Below are 26,067 nucleotides of genomic sequence, written 5' to 3'. Positions count from 1 at the left end.
ATTCAAGCCGCTATAATTTTCATGTATCATACTAGGTTTATTTAGAAAATATTTTTGTCATGTAATATTCGTTTTGCGATATTAGCCGCCTTTTTTCCATTGGCTTTTCCAGTTTTATTTTGAATATTTATCGAAAAATAATAACTATAGCCATCTTTTTTCACAAAGCCAACAAACCAACCATTTATTTCTTTTCCATTAATTGTACCAGTTCCTGTTTTTCCATATAGCTGTGCCTGCTTTTGTTCATCTATGAAAATAGCATTATTTACTGAACGAATATTTTCCTCTTTAAAGCCCAATTTATTTTCTTCTAATGCAAATAATAATTGAACTTGCTCAATTGGAGAAATTTTCAAAGAAGATTCCATCCAATAGTTATCTATATTACCTGACAGATTTTCATTCCCGTAGTTTAGTTTGTGAAAATAACTTTGTAGCTTTTTCTTCCCAACTTCACGATCAAGTTGTTGAAAATACCAGTTAACAGAATTTTCCAAAGCGGTTGATAAATTCTGATTGGTATTCCATTTTTCAAAAGGATATGCCGTTCCATCCCACAATTGCTCGTTGCTTGTAGTGGAAATTACATTCGTTTCTAAAGCGAATAATGCAGAATAAATTTTATATGTGCTATTTGGGGAAACCCTCTGTTCACTCATTTCACGATTATATATTTGATATTGTTTTTTGATAGGATCATATAGAACAAAACTACCCTTATACCCATTAAAATAAGAACTAAGATCTTCATAAGTAACATTTTTCTCATTAAAATGATACTTATCGTCTGAACTAGCGAGTGCAGAGGAAAGCGAAGTAAAGAGTAACACAACCATTGCCAATAGTGCATAAATAACTTTACTCTTCCATTTTAGTAATGGAGAATCCACTCTATAGTTAGCTATACTCTGAATTCGTCGTTTAAGTTGTTCTTTCGTTCCTCCTATTCCAGTGGAAAACTGTTTATATGGTCGGTTAAACTTTTTATCCGCAAAATGAATGATTGTATAGCCATATTCGGTGTATCTACTTTCATCCAAAAGACTTAGAACAGAAGCATCACATGCTAACTCTCGATCGATTCGCATTTTTTTTAAAGCCAGCCATACTAATGGATTAAACCAATAAATAATTTGAACTAACCACATTAGGTAATTAACGAAACTATCTTTACTTTTTTGATGGCATAATTCATGTAAAAAGACATATTTTATTTTACTTAACGAGAATTCTTCTTTTGTTTTTTGGGGTAAAAATACATATGGCTTCCACAATCCTAATGTAATAGGAGAGTTAATAAGCGCGGTCTCCCGTAAAATTATTTTTCTTTTTACCCCGACAATCTCCTTGCACTCTTCTAACAATTCATTTATATTTTGATCTTTAATGCTCGTAGATGACTTTTTAATTTGCCTAATTTGATAAATTGCATAAATGGCACTCGCAATGAAAACCATGATGCCAATGATCCAAATTACAAAAAAGAACTGTTGAAAAAATTCTGTATTTGTTTTATTCACAGAAATAGAGAAATCATTCAAAAAATCATGATTGGATGTCTGTGAAATGTCCAAACCACTGAACGTTTGATTGCCCCTAGTTGTCTCTTTCTCGTTGAATAGTAAGTTTTGCATATATTGAAATATTTCTTGAAACCGTAAAAAATCCCATGGAATCACGCAAGTAATTATTGGAGCAAAAAGAAAATACCAAATTTTATAATGTGATTGCTGGGATAACTGGTTGTAAAATACTCTTTTGATTAACAGAATTATTAAAATAAGGAGGGATACAACAAGCGTACTTAATAATAACCGGGTTACAACCATTATTTTTCCCCTTCTTTCTTATCCCTCTCAGCTAAGATGCTCTTTAGTTCTGAAATGTCTTCCTTTGATAGCTGTTCATTTTCAATAAAATTTAATACCATTGAGTTTAATGTACCACCAAAAAATTGTTTCAGGAAAGATTTACTTTTCTGTTCCACATATTCGTTCTCTTTAACAAGTGATGTATAAATAAATGCTCTGCCATCTTTTCTTGTTTGTAATACTTTTTTCTTCACTAGACGTACAAGCATTGTATGAATTGTATTCGGCTTCCAATCGCTATTTTTTAATACTTTCTCCACGATTTCAGGAGTGGAAATCGGTTCATAGTTCCAGACTACCTTCATCACTTCATATTCAGCTTCAGAAATTTGCGGAATTTCCTTCATCATGACCCTCCTGCTTTTACATTTGTAGTATTTATTATAGCAGGTTGACCCAAATTATTAAAGCATCAGAAGGACTGAAAATATTCATACAACTCATCAATGAATGATTTATTTAATTGAGTAGCCGAACCACCTTTTGAATAGTGTTCCACTAATGAAAGTAAAAGAAACTGATCATTCCCTGTATCAAAAGCTAGTAAAAAGCTATTTTCATCCCCTTTCTCTCCTTGGTTCATCTTTAATTCAGCGGTACCCGTTTTGGCTGCTAACTGATACTGTTGATTATAGAGTAGATGAGCCGTTCCATTTGGGTTGCTCACAACAGCTTCTAAAAAGGTTCTCATTTCATTTGCTGTTGAAGGGGTAATCGCTGATTTAGTTTTTGGCCTGCTATTGTCTTCTAGCAATCTCGGATAAACGATTTTTCCTTCGTTTTGGAAAACAGAATACATGGCAGCTTGTTGAATAGGTGAAAGTAATAATTCTCCTTGTCCATATCCTGTATCAGCAAGAAGGATATCTGAATTAAATGTCCTGTGATTTGAAATTTGCGCTGGATTCATTGCGATTGGTAAATCTAATTCCTCGCCAAAGATAAATTTATCCAGCCCATTTCGAAACGTTTTTTCTCCCAGTTCTAACGTTTCTTGAGCAAAATAAATATTATCGGAATAAATAAGTGCCTTTCTCATATCGACATGTTGTACATTAGAAACACGAGTAACGGAATACCCTCCCCAAGATTTATCCTTTTGCCAACTAAACCCATTTATTATTCTTCGCTTTTCTGGATATGTCACACCCGCATCAAGCCCGATACTAGCTGTAATCGTTTTAAAAGTGGAGCCTGGAGCATAAGCTGAAGCAAACCTTGAAAGAAATGGCTTGTTTTCATCCTTAGCATATTTATCATATTCATTCTGTGATATGCCACGAACCATTTTGTTCGGATCGTATGAAGGAGAGCTAACTACAGCATAAAGACCACCTTCTTTCGGATTCATGACTACAGTAGAACCTGGATTTTCTTTCAAATGATTGTATGCCTCCATTTGAATATAAGCATCAATGGTTAGTTTAATATCTTTTCCATCTATTTTTTCAGCTTTTTGAATTGTTTGCTTGGTTTTGCCATTTTCATCGACAATCAGAATTTCTCCACCATCTTTCCCACGCAGCTCTTTATCAAGAGCTCTTTCTAATCCGGCTTTCCCTATCATGTCTCCTTCTTTCAAATCAGAATTTTTATCTAAATCTTCCCTTGTTACTTCTCCGATATAACCAATTAAATGTGCCGCAGCTTCTTTTAAAGGGTAATAACGGAGGTTCGTATTTTGATAGGAAATCCCAGGTATGACTTCCGCATTATTGGCTTCGATAATTTTAAGAGGAACAAATAGGTTATCCTTTACCCATCCTTGTTTCAGTTTTTGTTGAATCTCTTCTATAGATATATTTAATTGTTTGCTAATGTTTTGCAGTCGCTTCGTTTTTTCATTTCCTTTGAGTAAGTCTTTCGGAACAATCCCTGCCTCCTTAAAGTTTTCATTCACGGCAATGCCATTGCCAAGGCGATCTTTAATTTCTCCACGTTCTGCTCTCCATTGATGAAAAGCTACCTTATCTTTTCCCTCCATATTAGGAAAAATTAATGAAGGGTCCCATTTTATCAAATACTGATCTCCTGATTTGATAATCCTTGCTTGGTAATTAATTTTATCTAATCTACCTAAAGGAGTTGTTAAGCTTAATTGATAGGTTAACTCTTGCTCATTGCGATTAATTTTTTTTAGGTCCATATTGGATGCGTGAATCCCATCAATATTAATTCCATTAAATATATGATCATATTTGTCGATCACTTCCTTCAACGTATAACCTAATGAGTCGTATGAGTCTTTTTCGAGAACTTCTCCTAATTTTTCATACTCTTTGTTCACTAATATTTGAATAAAGGCATTAGCAACTTTTTGTCCTTGGCTATTCTCACTATTATTCGTAATCATATATAGACTTAAACTGATAATCCCAGCTAAAGAGATCAATATCAATATGATATAGGGTCTGATTCTTCTCTTTTTTCTTTCTACTCTGCTACTCAACTCTCTTCCCCTCATTTCCTTCCACTTAATTACTACATTTGTAGTAATTAAGGTAAATTAAACACAATAATTATTCAGAATCATACCGCTTTTCCTTTAGTTCAAAGTAAGCTTTAAACACATCATTCGCTATTTCTAAATTAACATGTGATTGGTCTGTTCGTAACCAAGGGACAGTGACAGAAACAGCAATTTCCGGGTGATCATAAGGTGCATACCCTCCAAATGTAATATTCCAGAGCATTAGGCCTTGGCTATGTGGTAGCGGGCCATTATATAACGCCTGTGCAGTCCCTGTTTTCCCAGCAATCTTATATTCTTTGTTCTTTATTCCATATCCGGTTCCAAGTGGCTCATTCACTACTTGCTTAAAGCCAAGCTGCACACGTTTAATCCACTCTTCCTTCATGTCAATTTTATTGTACACCTTTGGTTTCATTTCCTGAATAATAGGTCCCAATTCATTTGCTTGGTTAGGTTCACGTACTTCCTTGGCAATATGCGGCTGGATTCGATATCCCCCATTTGCAATAGTGGAAATATATTGGACAATTTGCAATGGAGTATATGTATCATACTGCCCAATCGCATAGTCTAATACTTTTCCGGATTCAGGAGGAATTTGACCGCCACCATAACCACTGTGTTCACCAGGTAAATCAATTCCTGTTCTTACTCCTAGCCCAAATTGAGAGAAATTGTATCTGAATGTTTCAATCGCAGACACTTTATCAATACTTAATAGTCCATTGGGAATATAGGTTTGCTGTCCACCTAATTTCATGGCCGTTAAAAACATATATCCATTAGAAGATCGTTTCAATGCATAAAGATCATTAATTGGACCGAATCCTGTCTTATTCCAAGATTTTTTTGCATTCGTTCCTAAAAATTTTAAAGGTCGATCATTAAGTACCTCACCTGGAACAATTGCACCTGTTTGATAACCCGTTAATACAGTAGCTCCTTTCACAACTGATCCCATTTCATATGAGGTCGTTATATTTCCTAATGCAAAATCATTTACTTCCGTTTTACCTGTTTTTTTATTTTGCTCAAATTGTTTTCCCGCCATGGAAAGAACTTCACCGGAATACGGATTCATAACAGTAACAAATGTTCGATCGAGATAAGGCTCACCAATTCTAGCTTTACCTATTTTTTCTTCAATTATCTTTTCAATCTCACGCTGTAAATCGATATCAATTGAAAGGATTAAATCATCACCTCGTTTTCCTTCTTGCACGACTTCAGACTCTAATATATTTCCGTTTTTATCGATTATGTTTTTGATTTTTTCTTTCTGCCCTTGCAATACATCCTCATATTGATTTTCAATATAACTTTTTCCTACTCGATCATTTCTGCTATAGCCTCTTGCTAAATAATAATCAATAGAATCTTTAGGCAAGCCTTCTTTAGAAGAGGAGACTTTACCAATGACTGAGTCTAAAGTTTCATTCCCTTCTGTATCTTTATAAAGATTATAGCGATCCCAATCTATCGTTGTATCAACACCAGGCAGGGAATCTAAATTTTCACTAATCATTGCAACTTCTTTAGTTGTAGCATCTTTTTTGATAATCTGTGGTGTTAACGGATATCCGCTACTCATTTCACGATAAATAGCTAATACTTCTAGTTCTTGCTTAGTAAATGAGTTTACTTCTTTACTTGTTATACGGTCTAAGGTTAGCTGATAAATTTTTGTATCGTAATGTTCATCATGTTTAAGCTTTTTCTTGTCAGCTACAGTAATTTTCGCTTCTGCTTCATTTGGGTGTTTTATCATCCAGTAATCTTTTTTATCTCTTTCTGTTATTGCTTTTAAATCCTCTTTAGAATCCTTTTTAATAAATATCGCTAGCTTTTCTGCAATTTTTAACATTTCTTCAGTTTTACTATTTTGTGCTCTTGTGAACGTTATGGCGTTAGACGGCTTATTCCCTACAATTAACTTCCCATTTCGATCTAATATTTCCCCACGCGGCATAGCAATTTTTACAGTTACATTCTCCTTTCTGTCAACTTCCCGCTTATAGTCCTCTCCATTTACTATTTGCACAATTCCAAGCCTTAAAATAAGAAGCGAGAACAGCAAAAAAACAATTAAAAATAATATATTTATTCGGAAGGAGGAAACAAATGGCTTTGTCCTCTCTTTTTTTTTCTTCAACGGCACCCTCCCTTTCATAACAATGAATATACGTATTTTGACATTTGTTCTTCCATATTGGATATAGATTCTCTTTTCTCTAAATACTACATTTGTAGTTTTTAAAACTAAAAAAATTATTTAAAATAATTCGTTAGTCATTTAATGATCATAAAATTCTATAATTAGCTTATTTTCTATGTTTAGATTTTTTAAAATTACATTCATCACTTCCCATCTTTTACATTTGTAGTATTTACTATAACATGACTCTTCAAATGATTAAAGTACTTTAATCTATAAAATTTTCGTTAGCTGTATGCTTATTATTTGAAAGGAATTAAGTCTGTTCATCCACATGGACAGCATTTAAACGACATTTAGCTCTTTAAGCTCAGTATCCACTTGTTGATGTAAAGCCGCATTGGTTTTATCTATTTTCAAGAAGAATTTCTCTTTTCTATCCTACAATTAACTCCGTTTTACTATTCTAGATTGCTTTAAATCATCCTTCTTGCGCTATACTACACCCCGTTCGTACAAGAACAAAAAAGAAGCATTATCCCTTATTGGATTAATGCGCCATAGTAATTCTTTTATCTAATCTAAATAAAACACTTATACTTTATAGTAAATATCGTTGACTTACAAATATGCCGTTGCTGGGTCATTATTTAGCTCTTCAATTGTTATAAAATCAAAACGAACTTCTTGTTCTCTTCCTTGAGGACTGCAAGCATAGACTCCTGCTAAAATAGTTGAATTTTCTGCCACATCTAAGTGGGCAATTCTAATTTGGTTCCATACTTCCCCGTCCCATGAAAAATCCACATAACAATTTTGTCCAATTTTGGATATACGGTAATATATTTGAACTTCTTCACAGTCTACATATTGAGTAGACCAATCGGAATAGCCCTTATTAGTGACAACTGCACCCAGCTTGCTTAACCCATCTGGAATGTACTCTAGAGAAGTTTTCACCCATACCTCTTCCGAAAATCGAATCATCAGTCCAGCTTGGTCATATTTAGATTTTGGAATAGCTTTAACTCTTGTTGTCATTCTGAAATTCTTGTTAGTTTTGGTAAAGAGAAAATGGCCATTATCTACTTCAAAACCGTAGTGAGTTTTTTGCCAATAATCGGTTTCTTGATCTGTTTCTAAAACAAGTTGGGAAGATTTCGTGTCTATAAACCATTTCTTTGGTTCACAACGCCACTCCAGATTTTCATTTAAACTCTTATCTGCAAAATCCTCATATAATATCCAATTTTTATGCTTCAATGATTCCCCTCCTAAATAAAATCGAATCTTATAATTACATAAATCAAATTTTATTAATTCTTAACTATATTAGGTTCTCTTTTGCCTATAACTTACAATACTCCTATAACTGCCATTCCCTTATTTGTTTAGCAAAGACTACAAAAGCATAATATTATATTTTATCTTAAATATCCTCCATTATTAATATCAAATGTGGCACCAGTATAATGTTTAGCTTTATCTGATAATAAAAAAACAACCGTATTAGCCACATCTTCCGGTAAGACAGGCTTATCAATAAGCTGGTGGCTTAGATATGCATCTTTTCTCCAATTCGGTATTGTATCCATCATAGATGTATCTACCATCGTGGGTGCAACGGCATTAACTCGAATATACGGTGAGAAATTCATGGCACAGCTTTTAGTTAACCCTATTATGGCAGCTTTGGAGAGCCCGTAAATTGCATCTGAACTGCCTTCCATGCCTGACACGGAAGACATATTTACGATTACTCCATTTGACTTGCTTTCCATCAATTTCTTACCAAACATTTGCGAAAAATAAATAAATCCCTTTACATTTACATCTAAAACTCTATCAATTTCATTTACTTGATAATCCAAGATATTTTTAGCTAAATAAATTCCTGCATTATTGACCAAACCATCTATATCAGAATGCTCTTTATCAATATATACAAAAAATTTATGAACCTCTTCATAGTTACTTATATCCAAATGATACGTATGTAGATCATAGCAGTCACCCATTGACTGTTTCAAGCTATGCAAGGAGTGTTTATTAATATCGCAAGCAATGACGGAAGCACCTTCATTTAAACATTTTCTGACGCTTTCCTTTCCAATCCCAGAGGCTGCACCTGTTATTATAACTTTTCTATTTTCGAGCATTTTTTAACACTCCTTTCTTTCAATATTTTTATTAACTAATATTTCATTGTAATTATTACTATCATAAACTATTTGGTTATTAAGATATACTATAAGGGTCGATTAGAAACCTTTCTTTCCAAGTGAATCAGCTATGTTTATGTTTTATAAGCTGTCAAATGCATATTCCCCTGATTGACGTAATCTCCATAAAAAATCCCTCCAATAAACTTCTGCTTGGGGGGATTATCTAAGTATATTAATTTTATTGATAGTTAGCCAAACATAAGGACAATGGGACCCATTCCCTTTTAGTGATGAAACCCATTATTAGACTTTGAATCATGTGGCATGGGTCCGTCTAGAGAATCTAAAAAAGCAACAGCTTGTTTGAGATTCATCATAAACAAATGCGCGAGATCCATGGAAAATCCATTGCGAACCACAATGCGCATTATCGTCACTTCTTCCATATCTGGAGGCAATGGATAGGCGGGTACTTGCCAGCCGAACACGCGTAATTGTCGGGATAAATCATAAAGATTCCAGTTCAATGTATAACCATCTTTGAGTCGCCAAGCAAAAACTGGAATATCCGAACCATCAGATAAAAGTTCGAACGGTCCCATCTTTTGAATAGCCTCACTTAGAAAAAGAGCGACTTTCTGAGAAGCCCTTTGAACTTCATAGTAGCCACTTTTCCCTAAACGCAGGTAATTATAATATTGAAGGAGCACCTGTGCGCCAGGACGAGAGAAATTTAAGGCGAAAGTCGGCATGTTCCCACCTAAATAAGAGACACGAAAGATGAGATCCTCAGGGAGATCTGCAGCTTCCCGCCAAATTATCCAGCCAAGCCCAGGGTATACTAACCCATATTTATGTCCAGATACATTGATTGATTTCACTCTTGGCAATTGAAAATCCCAAACTAAATCTGGTTGAAGAAACGGCGCTATAAATCCTCCAGAAGCCGCATCTACATGAATGGGAATGTCAATACCCGTTCTTTTTTGTAAATCATCCAACGCTTTTGCAATAGCAGCAACCGGTTCGTAAAGCCCTCTATAGGTCTCACCGAGGATTGGAACCACACCAATTGTATTTTCATCCACTGCGGCGAGGACCCCTTGAGGATCTAATAAGGGATGATCAGGGTTAACCTTCACATAACGTGGTTCAACCTCCCAATAGTTCGCGAATTTTTCCCAAACAACTTGAACAGCAGAACTAAATACAATATTGGGACGCTCCACCGATTTCCCTTTGCTTTTGCGTATGTTCTGCCAGCGTCTCTTTAACGCAAGCCCTGCGAGCATACAGGCTTCCGATGAACCAGTTGTAGAAACACCCATCGTCGTAAGTGGGTTGGGCGAATGCCAGAGGTTGGCTAAAATGCGGACACATCGCTCCTCAATTTCGGCTGTCTGTGGATATTCATCTTTGTCAATCATATTCTTATCGAATGATTTAGTATATAAGTGCTCTGCAGCTGGTTCCATCCATGTGCTAACAAATGTGGCAAGATTTAAGCGAGCATTGCCATCAAGTGCAATTTCATCATGGACGATTTGATAGGCTGTTTCTGGTAACATGCCTTTATCAGCCATGTGGAAACGCGGAACGTCCGATTCCCCTTCACGGGCAAATAGAGGATTTACCGATAATTCATGCGGCAGCTCCATTTGCATGTGACGAGGTAGACTTTGTGAATTATCTGAAATCATCTCTTTTTCTTCGTATGTATCATTTTGAAGTTCTGCTTTTCGATGGTGTGGCATAGATGTCCCCCCTTAAATAAAATGGTTTAACCATTATATTATTTACTAAAAAGCATTTTTTTTATTCTAATTAACGGCACTTCCACCACCCAGAAAGAATTATGGACGTAATACACTCAAATTAATAACAAAACAGGCCTTTAAGTGCTATTTATTTAAGAAACCACTTCTACTAAACTGCACCTTCTATCAAAAGTAAGGTTTTACTTACTAAAGGAATGCTCACGAAGTTACACAGGAGTCTTCTTCTTTTTACATGAAGTACATGTTATTCCTTTTTAAACTGAAATAAAAAACGTCTAATTCCTTATATATCAGGTTTTAGACGTTTTTTATTATAAATCTTTGAAGCATTACATTAATATGTATTATATAAACGCACTCTATTTATGATCATAAAATAAAGATGTCTATTTAATAGAACTTCCTATACTCCCCTCCGTGCAACTATTTATCCTCTACATAAACCACCCTATAGTTGAACACGAATATCACCTATTTAAAGGCTAAATATCTTTCTACTAAACTTTTAGCAAGAATTTTTGATGAATCGAAGAAATTTAAAGAAGTATAAGATCCACAAAAATATAGATCAGTACATACACAAACTACATCTGTTACACCATTTTCCGCAAGATCCATTTCTATATTTTTCCATTGTTGAATAAGCTCTTCCATTTCGCGATTCTGTTTAACATCATAAATTAATTGATCAACCTGGCTTTGAATACGTTCTGTCCAATAAATATCTTTATTATTATTGTGTAGGTAAGGCTGGTATAGCTGATTTTCTACTGTACTTCTGGTACCAATTAAACCAACTTTTGAACTTTGGACACCAATAGCGTTTATTGTTTCTTGGATAATATTAAGAATAGGTACATTGGTCATCTTTGTCATATCTTCATAAAATTGATGGACTACATTACAAGGAACAGCAATAAAATCGCAATTAGCTTCTGTTAAAGATTGTATTCCTATTTGTAAAGTTTTCACCATATCTTCTTTAATAATAGGTTCTTTTGGATGAAAGGGTGTAGGTAATGAATAAATAATCATATGGGGAAAATCAATGTCATTTTTTGCACCATATTGTCGTTCGCATTCATCTAAAACCGACTCAATAAATGGAGCAGTCGAACGTGGACCCATCCCCGCCAAAATACCGATTCTACAAAATTTATTGCTTAGCATTATGAATCTCCTCCTTATTTCTTGTCCATTATATATCATGAGATAGCGTTTTTTTCATACACCTATTGTTCAATTAAAATACGATACTTCATTATTAAGTATCGCACAGTGTGTATGATAAAGGCTTAATATCTCCTATTAACTATTAGAACATAAAGCAAAAAAAGTTAAATAAGAAATGACATTAATTAAGTTATTGTAAAGCTAGATTTTATTTTTATAGTACCCTCTATATTAATTATACCATACAAAAAATGGTTATTATAGACTATTTATTCTCCTTTATTACTGCTAAAATCAATAGAACATTAATGGTTAGGAGAGATGCGAATGAGTTCTTTGGTCCTCGATCTGAAAGAAGTTGGAAAAACAGAATATATGCTCGTTGGTGGAAAGGGAGTTAATTTAGGAGAATTATCAAAAATTCATGGAATACAAGTACCAGATGGATTTTGTGTTACAACAGCAGGCTATCAAAAAAGCATCGAACATAACGAAACATTTCAAACATTAGTAGAAAATCTTATATGCTTAAAAATAGAAAATCAAAAGCAAATAAGTGAGATTTCTAAGAAAATTCGGCAAATCATCATGGCAACGGATATTCCCTCCGATGTTGTTAGTGAAGTTGTCACCTATCTCGCCCGTTTTGGCGAGAAACATGCATATGCAGTACGTTCTAGTGCAACTGCTGAGGATTTGCCGCATGCTTCTTTTGCCGGCCAGCAAGACACTTATTTAAATATCATCGGCAAAGAAGCCATCTTGGAGCATATCAAGAAATGTTGGGCTTCTCTATTTACAGATCGCGCTGTAATCTACCGAATGCAAAATAGCTTCGACCATCAGCAAGTTTATTTATCTGTCATTATTCAAAGGATGGTTTTTCCACAGGCTTCTGGGATTTTATTTACAGCTGATCCCCTTACCTCCAACCGAAAAACACTATCGATTGATGCCAGTTTTGGACTTGGAGAAGCGCTAGTCTCTGGCTTGGTATCAGCCGATAATTATAAGATTCAAGAAAATGAAATTGTCCATAAAAAGATCGCTGCCAAAAAGTTGGCTGTAACTGCTGTTAATGACGGCGGAACAAAGACGCAAGCCGTTAACCTTGAACAACAAAAAACACAATCACTGACTGATAAGCAAATCTTGCAACTGGCACGCATCGGAAGAAAGATTGAAGATTATTTTGGCTGTCCTCAAGATATTGAGTGGTGTTTAGTTGATGATAAATTTTATATGGTTCAGAGTCGTCCCATTACCACGCTTTTCCCAATTCCGGAGGCGAATGATCAAGAAAACCATGTCTATATCTCTGTCGGTCATCAGCAAATGATGACTGATGCAATTAAACCACTGGGATTGTCTTTTTTTCTGTTAACGACAAACGCACCTATGCGTAAAGCGGGTGGAAGGTTGTTTGTTGATGTCACCCAGCAGCTTGCTTCACCTGCTAGCAGAAACGTGTTATTAAATGGCATGGGACAGCACGATCCACTCCTAAAAGACGCACTCATGACCATCTTGGAGCGGGAAGATTTTATAGAGCGATTACCTGATAATGATCAAGCTCCGAGTCAGAGAAGAGGCAGTACGGCTAGGCAGGCACAATTAGAAAATAATAATCCATCCATCGTTGCTGATTTCATAAAGCGTAGCCAAATATCCATTGAAGAGTTAAAACATAACATTAAAACTAAATCAGGATCAGCGTTATTTGATTTTATTCTGGAAGATATTCAGGAATTAAAGAGGATATTATTTGATCCGCAAAGCACTGCTGTATTTATGGCTGCTATGAATGCAGCAACATGGCTCAATGAGAAGATGAACGAATGGCTGGGAGAAAAAAACGCGGCGGACACCATTTCCCAATCTGTCTCGAATAATATTACTTCAGAAATGGGTTTAGCTCTCTTGGATGTCGCAGATGTGATTCGACCTTTTCCAAAAGTAATTGATTATTTGCAAAGTGTAAAAGATGATAACTTTTTGAATGAAATGCTCAAGTTACATGGTGGTCAGAAAGCAAGCGATGCCATAAGGGCATTTCTCAACAAATACGGAATGCGATGTGCTGGAGAAATTGATATTACGAGACCACGTTGGAGTGAAAAACCACTTACACTTATTCCCATGATTCTTGGTAATATCAAAAACTTTGAACCCCATGCTAGTCAGCAGTTATTTGAACAAGGGCTTCATGAAGCTATGCAAAAAGAAAAAGAGTTATTGGAGCGTTTAAAACAATTACCGGATGGTGAACAAAAAGCAAACGAAACAAAACAGATGATTGACCTAATCCGAAATTTCATCGGTTATCGTGAATATCCGAAATTCGGTATGATCAGCCGTTACTTCATTTACAAGCTGGCCATATTGAATGAAGCTACCCAGCTCGTGCAAGCGGGAGTTATTCATGAAAAAGAAGATATATTCTATCTCACATTCGAAGAACTCCACAATGTAGTACGCACAAATAAGCTGGATTATCAAATTATCAGCAAGAGAAAAGAAGATTACAACATATATGAAAAGCTGTCTCCCCCACGTGTGATAACATCTGATGGCGAAATCATTGAAGGTAAGTATAAACGTGAAAATCTGCCAGAAGAAGCAATTGCAGGTCTACCTGTTTCTTCAGGAATTATGGAGGGCCGCGCTCGCGTTATCTTAAACTTGGAAGACGCAGCTTTAGAAGATGGAGATATACTAGTCACCACCTTTACTGATCCTAGCTGGACACCATTGTTTGTATCAATAAAGGGTCTCATCACCGAAGTTGGTGGACTTATGACGCATGGAGCCGTTATTGCACGGGAGTACGGATTACCAGCTGTGGTTGGAGTAGAAAATGCCACGAAACTAATAAAAGACGGACAAAGGATCAGGGTGAATGGGACAGAAGGATATGTAGAAATACTATAATTCATTACCTTTAAATCATAATATCAAGCATTCAAACTAGAGAATGCTTGATATTATGGCTCTTTACTATCTATGGTAAGAACCTCGTTACTTGGACATATAACGGGATAGCAACTGATGATTATTATTAAAGTATGTTAAAATAGATAAGTTTTTCCAAAGAAAGAAGCCATGTTATTTATTCTTTATTCAAAATGGCTTCTTTTGATTTTAAGGTGAAATCGTTTTATGTTGTGTTTTCGGTCAAACTTTATCTTTATGCTCCCTTTCATTCAATACATAAACTGCCCCGATAGTTATATAAGACCACTTTCTTTTTTTAAAATAGAACAATCGTAACTTCTAAATAAAAGTTAATCCTAAAAACGTCTAATCCCTTATATACCAATGTTTTAGACGTTTATTAATAAAAGTAATTAAACTAATTAATGGTCTCGATATAACCTGTCATCTTTTTGCTGACAAGATCTTCTCCATTTGTCCAATTATGAAAATTAAAATCGAGAACGTCCCTTCCTTGCGCTAGAGAAGTAAGAATTCTTGATTCTTGGAAAGAGTAGGAAAATGTGTGTAGTGTTCCGAATAGTTGGTCATAATTCCGAAAAAATAAAGGAGAACTTTTCTTTGCAAAAATGCTAAACATCTCTTGCTGTGTCCGTTTCTTCCCTTGAAATGATTGTAAATAATTATTTCTTTTGACGGAACCATCAATGGCTAATCTGTTTTTATCTTGGAGTTCCGAAGTTTGAAAATGATTAACACATGATAAGAGCTTCTCATCCTTTCTAATGCACACTTTTTCTGGAGTAGCTTCTATCACCGCGATGTTTCCTTTTTTATCTCCCACCGAAAAATTATAGCAGGCTGAATGAGGGATTTCTTTTAGCAGAGCAGATGCATCATCGACCGAAGAACAAGTATCCAAGGCCATCCGTATTGCAGCCCATGGGGAAATACCCTTTGTATAGCCACTATAACTTACAAAATGAAACCCCATTACTAGCCCTTCCTCATTTACTCCATCATGTCTCCCTAAAATTTGCAAATTATATCCTGCGGTGGTCAGCGCATCCTCCGCTTGGATACAACTAAAAATACCATCGTATAGATCAGGGGAAAAATCGTAGTTGCGAACATATGTTTCATCTGTAAGAATAGCCGTGCATCCCATCGCATCTATCTTGGGAACTTGATAACCGCTGAACATGGATGCAGCTCTGATAGACGAAATCCCCAGCCCCTGTGCCAACCCTTCTAATTCTTCTAAAAGATGTGGAGCATAAGTGGAATAGATGGAATGCATGTTTTCATAATCAATGTCTTGTTCGAAAACCTCACTCCACATCTTAATAATAGAACGATCCAATATTCTCTCAGCAGTTTTTAAACCAATATGAAAAGATCGATCCCTAATTTGAATTATATCCACCTCAAAATTAATCATGAAATCCTCTCCATTCTTGTTTCTAAATCTGACTATACTTAAAAAGAAAGATAATTTCCTGTCTTTTTATGCTCTTTTTGGACTGTTATGAAATACATTTTTTATCCAATAGGACCTCTATGTAATAATGTTGTTATTTATTGGAAGTCACTTTTAGTCTATAATATTAGACGAGGAGGTAATATGATGGATTACAAATAGCTCTATTTTTAAAGGAGGGAAACATGTTAAATTTCAACTGGATTAACGAAAGCACTATCATGGAAGAAGACGGCAGAATAAAAATATACGCTCCACAAGAAACTGATTTTTTCTGTAACAATGGCGCAATTGGAGCAGAAGGTATCACGCCTCAATCATTGTGTAATGCTCCGTTTTATTATACAGAGGTGGTCGGAGATTTTATCATGAAAGTTAAAGTTTCTCATGATTTTAAGGACACTTATGATTCTGCTTCCATAATGGTGATGAAGGATATGACTTATTGGGCAAAGGCATGTTTTGAATTAACTGATTTTGATACCCATGCAGTTGTAAGCGTTGTAACGAAGGAAGAGTCAGATGATGCGAACGGTTGCAATATTGATGGTAATGCTGTATGGCTACAAGTTTGTAGAAGTGGACATTCTTTTGCATTCCATTATTCCATAGATGGGGAAAATTATTATATGATGAGATTTTTCAGCTTGCCTGTTGATGAGATTGTAAAGGTCGGACTATTAGCACAAGCTCCCTTAGGAAGTGGCGGAATGAGAATTTATGAAAACTTGAGCATTGAAAAGAAGACTGTAAAGAATATTCGTATGGGTAAATAGCTAATTCCAGATATCTTCTTCGATTGGTGTAACAATCAATCGATTTTTTTTACGTTCCTCGCCTTTGAATCTCCATAATGTTTCTCAATCATCCTCTAACGAATAACACTTCAATATCCACTCTCCTTTTCTTTAAGAACAGTCTATAGTTAGTGATTTATTAGAATTATTTTCGTTCTTCTCGTAAATCCTTATCTTATCAGTTGAAACATTTATAAAAGCTAGAGAATGCACTTTATTAATTGTAGAAATCTCATTAGAAATATAGGGATATTTTTATGAATAATAAATAATCTTAAAAAGAATCCTATAAAAAACAGGGAGGATTCTCGGATGTCAATACAACTACAACGGTTATTCAATATCTTAATGCTTGTTCTGTCATGGTTCTCGTTAACGCTTATAGGCTTTCGAGATATAAAAAGATTTTTTCCAGCAACACTACTAATCGGTGTCATCGAAATTTTAACAGCACGAATTGGGAAAAAACGTAGGTGGTGGGTTTTCTATAATAAACCAAATTCATACAAGTTTAACGAATTTCCATTCAATTTAGGGCCATTTATCTTTATCTCTTTGTGGACGCTTAAGCTGGCATATGGGAATTTCAAAAAATATCTTTTAATCAATGCAATTGTAAACGCCTTGTTTGCATTCCCTTTCTCATCACTCGCAAAGAACATAAAATATTATTCATTGGTTCGATTTAATCATGCTCAATTTTTTATGTATTTCTTTGTAAAAGCACCATTGTTATATTTTCTTCAATATTATTTTGAAAATAGAAAACAGCTCAAGCTGAATAAACAGCGGTAAACTTCTATCCATTCCCTTCATGCTGTTATTTCATGGATACAGCAAAAGTCTCCCATTAACATTAATGAGAGGCTTTTTAATTTAAACGAATCACTTTTTATACTTTTAGTTTCAATTGTGATCCTACAAATGGTATGAAAATAAAAGAATTCTCCCATTTTTTTAAGCAGAGCTTTTATCCTTTCTTCCGCCTTATTGTATCTATTAGAAATCATCTAAATGCCCCATAAAACTAGTTTATTTATATATCACAAATAAAAGGCTGGATAAATTATATTTCGATACCTAGGATGCTATATAATTTTTCTTTTCCTTTAATGGTAATTTTCACTGCTCGATCAGGCAGCTTTTCAATCCAATTAAGTTCTAATAACTTTAATAAAACTGCATGACCTAATGAGCCTGCTAGATGATAACGCCTTTCGCTCCAGTCCAGACACTTTCTAGCGAAATGTCTTCTTTTATTTCTCAAAGTGTCAAGATCAATTCCAAAATCACGAAAAAACGTTTCTCCCTCTTCCGTTATACTAAAATTATCCTGATCCTCGATCATATATCCTTTTACAATAAAGGCTTCCGTTAACTTTACACCAAGTCTCCCTGCCAAATGATCATAACAAGTTCGAGCGATTTTAATCTTTTCTGCTCGTGACGAATCTTTTAATGAACGAATGCCCACAGGTGGAGCTATAACGATCAATGTCTCTATTGCTTTAGCAACATCGGTGTTTGCCAGACTATAATAACGGTGTCTGCCATGTTTTTCTACACGGATCAGTTTTCCTTCAACCATTTTAGAAAGATGGCTACTTGCTGTTTGTAAGGTAACGTTTGCCTTTCTTGCTAGTTCATTTGCTGGAAGTCCATCAAGTCCAAGAAGGGCCTCCAACATAGCCGCTCTTGAAGAATCAGCCATTAGTTTTGCAACATATGAAAAATCCGGGCTAATAGCCATGACCATCCTCCCTTTACATCGATAGTTCGATTATAACCGAAGTTTTTATATGCTACTATTTTAAATATCAATTTGAAAGGAGATTCAAATAATGGGTAAAACAGATTTATTAATCTTAAATTTTAAAGAGGTACGTCGTAGAAGTATAAAAGTTTGGAAAGCAATACCTCCTCAGCTGCTAAATTGGAAGCCAGATGAAAAAGCCCTTTCTTGTGCAGAAATGATTAGACATGTTGTTGAAGGAGAGTATCTTTATCATCAAATGCTTATTAACAAAGGCAGTATCGAATCTAATTCTTTTCACAATCCGTTCGATCAAAAGGAATTCACAACCGTTGAGGAAGAATTAAAATTCTCCCAACCCTATCGTGAGGAATTTTTGACATATATTGAATCAATTAGTAATTACGAGCTGGAAAATGGAATGATTGACCGTTCAGATATTGGTTATATTAGAACACTTGAGGATATGCTCTTGCGTATTCCTTATCATGAATCGGTACATACAGGACAGTTATTGGGTTATATGAGGACAATGGGGATTGAACGACCGCAAATTTGGGATTAATATTCCGTTTTTTTATATTGTTATTTGATATCTATGGTAAATATAGAAAAACAGAAACAAGCTAGTTTTAGAGAATTAAAGTTTGTAAGTATTAAAAAATTATTCATTCCGACATAAGCGCGATAGAAAACAACTAATTTACTGATATGGATACGGTGTTGAACCAGACTTTGTTCGTAAATTTTTTGCCGGATACGCGCTTATTATTATTCTTTTCCTTATTTCTCAAATATACAGGTGATTTTTTCTTGATGTTTTTCCTATAAAATAATTCAAATCATCCTTTTAGTAAAAAAGTCTGTAATACCTTTTATTTCTTTTTAAAGCCATTACCCCTCCGACTCATCATCTTTACTTTCTTCCTCTTCCGGATCTCCATTAAGTCGATTAATTTCTTTTGCTAATTGATCTAAAAATTCATCTGAAATAATAAATTTGTTTTCTTTGTTCATAAAATTGCTCCTTTATTAATTAGCTTTTCCAACTTCACAATTATTACACAAAATAACTATTTACATTTCCCAAGTACGAGAGTAAGATAATATCGTTGTTTCAAATTTCTAGATCGCTGAAACCATACGGTACGGGGGAACCATTCTTTACTGGGCGTTTATTATGACCATGGGGTGAATCCTTTTTTAGGTAGGGCTACTCAAGGCCCGAATCCGACAGCTAACCTCGTAAGCGTTAATATGAGAAGGAAGGTGGAACTTGTGACACAAGAAAATTAACGTGCCTACAAGTCTATTAATAATGGCTTGTAGGCTTTTTGTTTTAAAAATAAATAGATGTGCAGCGACATTATTCAAAGTAAACATTAATAACATATACACTCAGGCGGTGAATTCCCTTGTTAGGTTCCATTAAAAGATTATTAATTGGACGTCCATTGAAATCCTATGAACTAGGTGAACAAAAACTCAACAAAACAAAAGCTTTAGCGATTTTATCTTCCGATGCGTTATCTTCGGTTGCATATGGTCCTGAACAAATTTTAATCGTTTTAATAACAATAAGTGCGACTGCATTTTGGTATTCTATACCGATCGCGATAGGAGTATTAATTCTTTTAAGCGCCCTTATCTTATCCTATAGACAAATCATCTTTGCCTACCCAAATGGCGGCGGTGCTTACATGGTGTCCAAAAGCAATTTAGGGGTAACTCCTGGTTTAATTGCTGGAGGTTCCTTGTTAGTAGATTATATCTTAACGGTTGCAGTAAGTGTCTCCGCTGGTACAGATGCCATTACATCTGCTTTTCCTGCTTTACATGGTTATAACGCAGAGATTGCCATTGCATTTGTACTTCTTCTCACTGTTTTGAATTTGAGAGGAGTGACGGAATCTGCTTCTATATTAGCCTATCCCGTTTATTTATTTGTCTTAGCATTATTTATTCTAATTGGTGTTGGTATCTATAATATATTAACCGGAAATGTTTCATCTGAATTGCATACGCCAATCGGTACTCCTGTAGCGGGAATCAGCTTATTTATTATATTAAAAGCATTTGCTTCAGGAAGCTCTGCTTTAACAGGAGTCGAAGCAATTTCAAATGCGATTCCTAATTTCAAAAAACCAGCGCCTAACAATGCTGCTAAAACACTAGTCATGATGGGAGCTTTACTAGCGGTATTATTTGCAGGGATTGTTACTCTCGCCTATTTTTACGGAATCACACCGAAAGCAGAAGTGACCGTTGTTTCTCAAATTGCTGAGGGAGTCTTTGGGCGTAATTTTATGTATTTCTTTATTCAAGTAACTACAGCCTTGATTTTAATTCTTGCTGCTAATACTGGATATTCTGCTTTTCCTTTACTTGCAGTTAATCTTGCAAAAGATAAATTTGTTCCTAGGATGTTTCTCATTAGAGGAGACCGTCTAGGTTATTCCAATGGGATAATCATTCTTGGTCTAGCTTCCATCCTATTAATATTAGTATTTAACGCAAAAACAGAGCATTTAATTCCACTCTATGCTGTAGGTGTTTTCCTCCCATTCACTTTGTCTCAAAGTGGTATGATGGTTAAATGGCTTAGAGAAAAACCAAAAGGCTGGGTACCGAAATTTATTATTAATACCATTGGTGCAGCGATCAGTTTCATCGTTACAATGGTATTCTTTATAACAAAATTCTCGCAAATATGGTCGATTTTAATTTTCTTGCCTATCATCGTGTTTATCTTTTATAAAATAAATAAGCACTATTTAGCAGTTGGTGATCAGCTTAGACTTACTACTTCTGAACCGCCACTGACTATTCAGGGAAATGTGATGATTGTACCAATAGCAGGAATGACACATGTCGTGGAAAATACGTTAAATTACGTTAAATCACTTAAACCCGAACAAATTATTGCTGTTTATGTTTCTTTTGAGAGAGAAGAAGAAAAAGTATTCGAAGCGAAATGGAATAAATGGCAGCCCGAAATTAGGCTTGTGACACTTCATTCATATTATCGAAGTATTATTAACCCGCTTAGAAAATTTGTTGATACAATTGAACATAAAGCAAAAGAAGGAAACTATCAGGTAACAGTGGTGATTCCGCAATTTATACCGAAGAAAGGCTGGCACAATATCCTTCATAATCAATCTAGTTTATTGATTAGAACATTTTTATTGTACCGAAGAAATGTTGTAATAACAACCGTACCTTATCATTTAAAAAAATAAAATAGCAAAATTGTCCCTATTCAAGCTACAAGAGAGTGGGACATAAGTATTTCAACCAAATCTAACCCCGAACAATTATACGTACACACTAAAAAAAATTCGTATAATTGTTTGTGTTTTTTTATTATTTTAAGAAAGAAGGTATGTGGTAATCACCCGCAGCCTGAATACACTTCGCTTTCCATGGGGCGAGCGCCAAGCCTCCTCGTTCCTGCAGGGTCTTGGACTTTCTCGCAGCTCCCATAGGAGTCTCCGTGTATTCAGTCTGCTCCATTTAGTTTCTTTTGAAAAAAATGTTGGAACGAAATACTCTTTAAAAACGGAGTGAAATGGAGTGGAAGACACTCAACTCCTGCGGGAAATAGAGCAAAGCCTAAGACCCCACAGGCTTGTGCAGTGACCCCTAAAAGTTAGACGCAGTTATTTCATTAGGCAACTTGTTGAAAATGAGTTCGGTATTGTACCGGACTCATTTTCAATTTTCCCTTTAACCGTTTTCTATTATAGTATTCTATATATTTTTCTAATTCTAGTTTAAAGTGGTTCACACTTTCAAATTCCTTAAAATAAAGGAGTTCTGACTTCAGTATCCCAAAGAAGTTTTCCATTACAGAGTTATCGTAACAGTTCCCTTTACGTGACATACTCTGTTTAATCCCTTTTGCTTGAAGCAAGTTGCGATATTGTTTCATTTGATAATGCCAACCTTGGTCGGAATGCATGAGTAATTGATGCCTTTTTGGTAAGGATTCTAATGCTTTTTCTAACATGTCCGAAACTAATGAATACGTTGGTCGAGAACCGATGGTATACGTAATAATTTCCCCATTAAATAAATCTAATACAGGCGATAGATACAGCTTTTCCCCAAATAACTTGAATTCTGTAATATCTGTTACCCATTTTTCATTCGGTGCGTCCGCACTAAATTGACGGTCTAAATGATTTGGCGCAATTTTACCAACTGTGCCTTTATAAGATTTATATTTTTTCATCCTCACTAGACATTTTAAACCCAGCTCTTTCATGATTCGTTGAACCTTTTTATGATTTACTTTTTTTCCACGATTCACTAGCTCATCCCGAATACGTCGGTATCCGTAACGACCTTCATGTTCTTCATAAATGGCTTGGATTTCTCTTTTTATATCGGTGTCTGGATCAGGTCGATTCATTCGTTTTACTAAATCATAATAGGTGCTGCGTGGAATGCCAGCGAGTTTTACGAGTGACTTCACCGAATACTTATGCCTTAACTCATAGACTACTTGTGCCTTGTCTTGTTTGGTGATTTTTCCTTGTTTTGAACTAAGGCATTCAACTTTTTTAAATACTCATTTTCCATTTCCAGTTGTTTTATTCGATCTTCTAGTGCTTCAAAAGAACGGTCAGTAGAACTTTGTTTATTTGAATCTTTTTTCATGGATAGACGCCCCTGTTCCTGTGACTGAAGGGCCTCTATCCCTTGTGTTTCAAACTTTCTTTTCCAAACAGCTAGAGTGGAATGCGCTGGGATATTAAAAATAGCTGCCGTTTCACATAGAGAAGTACCATTTTCAGTCATATATTGTAGTACTTCTAGTTTAAACATTTGTGTATAACTTGTACAACGTTTCATCAATGCCTCTGCACCATTGTAGTTGTATTGTCTTACCCATTTAACAATCGATTTGTGATCTATTCCAATTGATTTTCCAATTTCTCTGTAACTTTCTTTTCCGCTTAAATAGCGAGTTACGGCTTGTAGCTTCATTTCCGCAGTAAATTTGGACAAAAAAACTGCACCTCCAATTATTGTAGATAGTGTCTAACAATTGGGGTGCAGTTCATTGCCGAGGAGGCTTAGGTTGCTCCCCGCGGAAAGGGAGTGTCTGTAACGCAATGGAACGAATTGGATTCACCACTAAATTAGAGATTGTTCGTCTTTATCCATTATTTATTTTGCTTTGTCCCACCCTCTTTTTTTATTAATATATAGACTGAAAAAAATCCTTTAATTCAGCCGAAAGAGATTAACCAACTCTGCTTAAGGCCTGATACACTGCCCAATAACGATGTTCGTGAAAAAGCTGGCCTTTCACACTACCAATATCTATCCACTTAATAAAGTGGTCATTTTCGATAGATTCTTGTATTGTTTCTAACAGTTTCGCCATGTAAAAATATCCTTCGTTTATTAATGGTTCATTCTTACTCGATTGAAAATATCTCTTTGCATCACCGATAAAAGTACCTATGGATATTCTATATCCCGTTTCTTCCAGCATTTCTCTTTCTAGACATTCTTGATAACTTTCATCATTTTCTATTCCGCAACCAGGTAAAAAATAATGCCCTCTGGAATTCTGCACAGTTAATATCTTATCCCTCGCGTCATTAAAAATAACAGCATACACACCCTTTCTTATTTGATAATCAAGTCCATCAACTTTTTCTCCAAAAACCCTGTACACTTTCTCTCCCCCTCGCGCTATTAGAAATCTCTAAAAATAACAAAGAATTTATGTCACTTTGGGCTGGTCAAAGCCCAAGATTAGCTAAACAACAATCTGCAAAAATATTAATCCAAAAACATAATGGCAGAAGCAGAAAAAATAATATCCACTATGTGCTAAGGAGCAAAATTGCTCTTTTTATTCTTTCAAGCTATCTAATGCTGGATACTGTAACAATAATTTTTCATTTGCTGATTCCAGTTGCTTGCAATATGCTGCATAAGAAGCACTCAGCTTTTTCATAGCAGGAATGAATACATCATCATAACCACTTGTATGATTAAACGCTTTAAAAATTTGTTGAATCTTATAAATCGGAGAATTTTTATATTCCTCAGATTGTTTGTACTCTAAGTATCGCTCTATAAATTCCTTTCTTTCTGTTAAAAACTTATCAGGGTTTTCAATAGACTGTTTTGTTTGTGCGAGCATATCCTGCATACTTTCTGTGTCCATATTGTTTGTACTTTCCATTAAGAATAATTGTAAGTCCTCCGCTAACTGAGGTGGCGGAACATTATCTAAAAACGCAATGATCTCTTCATATGCCGCTTGCTGCACGGCAGTAGTAATAGGCTCTTTTAAAAATCGTGCAAAATGCAGACAAATAAATCGACCGTAGTAATCTGGAAAAGCCTCTAATATCTTTTCCGTTACAGTTTCATGCTGTTCTATCATTCTCAGCTTCTTACTTATTACTGTATAATCTTTACAAATGCGGAGTTCGTTCAGTAAGGATTTTTTCTCTTGTTCTCTCTGTAACGTCAATTCTTTTTGGATGGATATCCTCTGTAATGTGTTGTTTGTCTTATCAACAAGCACGGACCTAATTTCTTCTGTACTCAGCCCCAGTTTCCGAAGAACATAAATTTTCTTTAAACATTCAATATCCTTTTCGCTAAAATCCCGATAGCCATTTTCTAACGTATTTGGAATGATTAATTTTTGTTCGATGTAATACTCAATCGCTTTTTTCGTTAAATTTGTTATCTGACTTGCTTCACTTATTAACATACTACCACCTCTCAACTAAAGCTTAAGCTAACCCCTAAGGTGTTAGTCAATCATTCATTTTTCATGATTCTAATATTGCCACTACATGATTTAATTCCTGCAAGGCTTGGGGTTCGATTTTTAATGTGCATGTAGCTTTTCCTGTACCTCCATAGACAAAATCATATTTAAAATGACTCTTATCAAGGACACAAGGCAAATCTAAACCGACCATCGGAACACTACCAACCTCAAATCCCGTCACCGTTTTAACTTCCTTTGGAGATGCTAATTTTACTTTGCTACAGTCTAATAGAATTGCTATTTTTTTCAAATCAAGTTTGTCACGCTTACCCGACACGATAAAAACAAAGTATCCTTTATCTGTTTTCAAAATGAACGTGGGAGCAGTCTGTCCTGCCTCAATCCCAAAATAATTCATGCCATCTTCTCTAGAAAGAATCGGTTTTTGATGATGGACGATTTCATACCTAAATTCAGTTCTTTCTAAAACCCCTTCTAATTCATTCACATGAGCACCTCCAATTACGGCTTTACTATATCATTATTCTACTGAGGTTGAAAGGAACAAAAAAAGCACTCCTTATTTGTAAGAAGGAATGCACACCACTTCATATATATGTTCTGTTTTTTGGGTCTGGCCAAGTGCTCCTGCCCTTGTCTCTTTCGATTTAGCAGTTCTTCTCCTTAATGGCAAGGAACAAAGACGATTGTTACCATTAATCAGCACCGCT

General features: G+C 35.2%; 20 protein-coding genes and 1 riboswitch. Of the genes, 5 read left to right on the top strand and 15 right to left on the bottom strand.

Features of this window, described 5'->3' with window-relative positions; all coding sequences use genetic code 11:
* Positions 1-41 precede the first annotated feature (41 nt).
* The 8 genes from C2I06_RS04250 to C2I06_RS04215 form a co-directional block, all read right to left on the bottom strand.
* On the bottom strand, positions 42-1,832 hold the full coding sequence (locus tag C2I06_RS04250; protein WP_123257529.1) for a BlaR1 family beta-lactam sensor/signal transducer: 1,791 nt from the start codon (positions 1,830-1,832) through the stop codon (positions 42-44).
* Complete coding sequence (locus C2I06_RS04245; protein ID WP_095329304.1) at positions 1,832-2,221, bottom strand: BlaI/MecI/CopY family transcriptional regulator; 390 nt, start codon at positions 2,219-2,221, stop codon at positions 1,832-1,834. The genes C2I06_RS04250 and C2I06_RS04245 overlap by 1 nt, the downstream gene beginning before the upstream one ends.
* A gap of 65 nt (positions 2,222-2,286) precedes the next feature.
* The gene (pbp4, locus tag C2I06_RS04240; RefSeq protein ID WP_176474178.1) at positions 2,287-4,323 is read right to left on the bottom strand and encodes a penicillin-binding protein PBP4(5); all 2,037 of its coding nucleotides are present in this window, start codon (positions 4,321-4,323) and stop codon (positions 2,287-2,289) included.
* Between the two features lie 70 nt (positions 4,324-4,393).
* Positions 4,394-6,499: a peptidoglycan D,D-transpeptidase FtsI family protein gene (locus tag C2I06_RS04235; protein WP_476739128.1), complete on the bottom strand. Its 2,106-nt coding sequence runs from the start codon at positions 6,497-6,499 to the stop codon at positions 4,394-4,396.
* Positions 6,500-7,123: 624 nt separating this feature from the next.
* The gene (locus C2I06_RS04230) at positions 7,124-7,765 is read right to left on the bottom strand and encodes a DUF1349 domain-containing protein (RefSeq protein ID WP_123257527.1); all 642 of its coding nucleotides are present in this window, start codon (positions 7,763-7,765) and stop codon (positions 7,124-7,126) included.
* A 161-nt stretch (positions 7,766-7,926) separates the two neighbouring features.
* The gene (locus C2I06_RS04225; protein WP_123257526.1) at positions 7,927-8,661 is read right to left on the bottom strand and encodes an SDR family NAD(P)-dependent oxidoreductase; all 735 of its coding nucleotides are present in this window, start codon (positions 8,659-8,661) and stop codon (positions 7,927-7,929) included.
* A 290-nt stretch (positions 8,662-8,951) separates the two neighbouring features.
* Positions 8,952-10,421: a glutamate decarboxylase gene (gene gad, locus C2I06_RS04220; RefSeq protein ID WP_123257525.1), complete on the bottom strand. Its 1,470-nt coding sequence runs from the start codon at positions 10,419-10,421 to the stop codon at positions 8,952-8,954.
* Positions 10,422-10,916: 495 nt separating this feature from the next.
* On the bottom strand, positions 10,917-11,615 hold the full coding sequence (locus tag C2I06_RS04215) for an aspartate/glutamate racemase family protein (RefSeq protein ID WP_163187574.1): 699 nt from the start codon (positions 11,613-11,615) through the stop codon (positions 10,917-10,919).
* Positions 11,616-11,945: 330 nt separating this feature from the next.
* Between C2I06_RS04215 and ppsA the strand changes: the two genes are divergently transcribed.
* A complete protein-coding gene (gene ppsA, locus C2I06_RS04210; RefSeq protein ID WP_123257523.1) occupies positions 11,946-14,549 on the top strand; it encodes a phosphoenolpyruvate synthase in 2,604 nt (867 codons plus the stop codon).
* A gap of 421 nt (positions 14,550-14,970) precedes the next feature.
* On the opposite strand, the gene C2I06_RS04205 is transcribed toward ppsA, so the two are convergent.
* Positions 14,971-15,993: a C45 family autoproteolytic acyltransferase/hydrolase gene (locus C2I06_RS04205; RefSeq protein ID WP_123257522.1), complete on the bottom strand. Its 1,023-nt coding sequence runs from the start codon at positions 15,991-15,993 to the stop codon at positions 14,971-14,973.
* 224 nt (positions 15,994-16,217) lie between these two features.
* On the opposite strand from C2I06_RS04205, the gene C2I06_RS04200 reads away from it, so the two are divergent.
* Both C2I06_RS04200 and C2I06_RS04195 read left to right on the top strand, forming a co-directional pair.
* On the top strand, positions 16,218-16,808 hold the full coding sequence (locus tag C2I06_RS04200) for a DUF1349 domain-containing protein (protein WP_123257521.1): 591 nt from the start codon (positions 16,218-16,220) through the stop codon (positions 16,806-16,808).
* Positions 16,809-17,141: 333 nt separating this feature from the next.
* Positions 17,142-17,624: a hypothetical protein gene (locus C2I06_RS04195; protein ID WP_123257520.1), complete on the top strand. Its 483-nt coding sequence runs from the start codon at positions 17,142-17,144 to the stop codon at positions 17,622-17,624.
* Positions 17,625-17,895: 271 nt separating this feature from the next.
* Here the strand turns inward: C2I06_RS04195 and C2I06_RS04185 are convergent, their stop codons facing one another.
* Positions 17,896-18,579: an ArsR/SmtB family transcription factor gene (locus C2I06_RS04185; RefSeq protein ID WP_123257518.1), complete on the bottom strand. Its 684-nt coding sequence runs from the start codon at positions 18,577-18,579 to the stop codon at positions 17,896-17,898.
* Between the two features lie 91 nt (positions 18,580-18,670).
* On the opposite strand from C2I06_RS04185, the gene C2I06_RS04180 reads away from it, so the two are divergent.
* Positions 18,671-19,147: a DinB family protein gene (locus tag C2I06_RS04180; RefSeq protein WP_123257517.1), complete on the top strand. Its 477-nt coding sequence runs from the start codon at positions 18,671-18,673 to the stop codon at positions 19,145-19,147.
* Positions 19,148-19,476: 329 nt separating this feature from the next.
* On the opposite strand, the gene C2I06_RS04175 is transcribed toward C2I06_RS04180, so the two are convergent.
* Positions 19,477-19,599, bottom strand: coding sequence for a hypothetical protein (locus C2I06_RS04175; RefSeq protein WP_123257516.1), 123 nt, complete (start codon positions 19,597-19,599; stop codon positions 19,477-19,479).
* A gap of 104 nt (positions 19,600-19,703) precedes the next feature.
* Positions 19,704-19,849: riboswitch (cyclic di-AMP (ydaO/yuaA leader) on the top strand.
* 148 nt (positions 19,850-19,997) lie between these two features.
* Here C2I06_RS04175 and C2I06_RS04170 point away from each other — a divergent pair.
* The gene (locus tag C2I06_RS04170; RefSeq protein WP_123257515.1) at positions 19,998-21,824 is read left to right on the top strand and encodes an APC family permease; all 1,827 of its coding nucleotides are present in this window, start codon (positions 19,998-20,000) and stop codon (positions 21,822-21,824) included.
* 428 nt (positions 21,825-22,252) lie between these two features.
* Here the strand turns inward: C2I06_RS04170 and C2I06_RS04165 are convergent.
* From C2I06_RS04165 to C2I06_RS04145, 4 genes are all read right to left on the bottom strand, one after another.
* Positions 22,253-23,598 (bottom strand): IS3 family transposase gene (locus C2I06_RS04165; protein WP_123257514.1). Its coding sequence is split into 2 segments (ribosomal slippage): positions 22,253-23,154 and positions 23,154-23,598, totalling 1,347 coding nucleotides; the frame shifts between segments, so codons are not numbered across the junction.
* A 238-nt stretch (positions 23,599-23,836) separates the two neighbouring features.
* Complete coding sequence (locus tag C2I06_RS04160; protein ID WP_123257513.1) at positions 23,837-24,277, bottom strand: NUDIX hydrolase; 441 nt, start codon at positions 24,275-24,277, stop codon at positions 23,837-23,839.
* Positions 24,278-24,457: 180 nt separating this feature from the next.
* The gene (locus C2I06_RS04150; RefSeq protein ID WP_123257511.1) at positions 24,458-25,333 is read right to left on the bottom strand and encodes a MerR family transcriptional regulator; all 876 of its coding nucleotides are present in this window, start codon (positions 25,331-25,333) and stop codon (positions 24,458-24,460) included.
* 61 nt (positions 25,334-25,394) lie between these two features.
* Positions 25,395-25,844 (bottom strand): aminoacyl-tRNA deacylase, encoded by a 450-nt coding sequence (locus C2I06_RS04145; RefSeq protein WP_123257510.1) that lies wholly within the window; start codon positions 25,842-25,844, stop codon positions 25,395-25,397.
* Positions 25,845-26,067 lie beyond the last annotated feature (223 nt).

It is taken from the genome of Niallia circulans (assembly GCF_003726095.1).
Lineage (GTDB): Bacteria > Bacillota > Bacilli > Bacillales > Cytobacillaceae > Niallia > Niallia circulans_A.
This window is presented reverse-complemented; position numbering and strand designations above follow the sequence as displayed.

Excerpts from the sequence above, each read along its gene's own strand:
- C2I06_RS04250 (WP_123257529.1), bottom strand. The coding sequence starts at position 1,832 with ATGGTTGTAACCCGGTTATTATTAAGTACGCTTGTTGTATCCCTCCTT.
- C2I06_RS04245 (WP_095329304.1), bottom strand. The coding sequence starts at position 2,221 with ATGAAGGAAATTCCGCAAATTTCTGAAGCTGAATATGAAGTGATGAAG.
- C2I06_RS04225 (WP_123257526.1), bottom strand. The coding sequence starts at position 8,661 with ATGCTCGAAAATAGAAAAGTTATAATAACAGGTGCAGCCTCTGGGATT.
- gad (WP_123257525.1), bottom strand. The coding sequence starts at position 10,421 with ATGCCACACCATCGAAAAGCAGAACTTCAAAATGATACATACGAAGAA.
- C2I06_RS04215 (WP_163187574.1), bottom strand. The coding sequence starts at position 11,615 with ATGCTAAGCAATAAATTTTGTAGAATCGGTATTTTGGCGGGGATGGGT.
- ppsA (WP_123257523.1), top strand. The coding sequence starts at position 11,946 with ATGAGTTCTTTGGTCCTCGATCTGAAAGAAGTTGGAAAAACAGAATAT.
- C2I06_RS04205 (WP_123257522.1), bottom strand. The coding sequence starts at position 15,993 with ATGATTAATTTTGAGGTGGATATAATTCAAATTAGGGATCGATCTTTT.
- C2I06_RS04200 (WP_123257521.1), top strand. The coding sequence starts at position 16,218 with ATGTTAAATTTCAACTGGATTAACGAAAGCACTATCATGGAAGAAGAC.
- C2I06_RS04195 (WP_123257520.1), top strand. The coding sequence starts at position 17,142 with ATGTCAATACAACTACAACGGTTATTCAATATCTTAATGCTTGTTCTG.
- C2I06_RS04185 (WP_123257518.1), bottom strand. The coding sequence starts at position 18,579 with ATGGCTATTAGCCCGGATTTTTCATATGTTGCAAAACTAATGGCTGAT.
- C2I06_RS04180 (WP_123257517.1), top strand. The coding sequence starts at position 18,671 with ATGGGTAAAACAGATTTATTAATCTTAAATTTTAAAGAGGTACGTCGT.
- C2I06_RS04175 (WP_123257516.1), bottom strand. The coding sequence starts at position 19,599 with ATGAACAAAGAAAACAAATTTATTATTTCAGATGAATTTTTAGATCAA.
- C2I06_RS04150 (WP_123257511.1), bottom strand. The coding sequence starts at position 25,333 with ATGTTAATAAGTGAAGCAAGTCAGATAACAAATTTAACGAAAAAAGCG.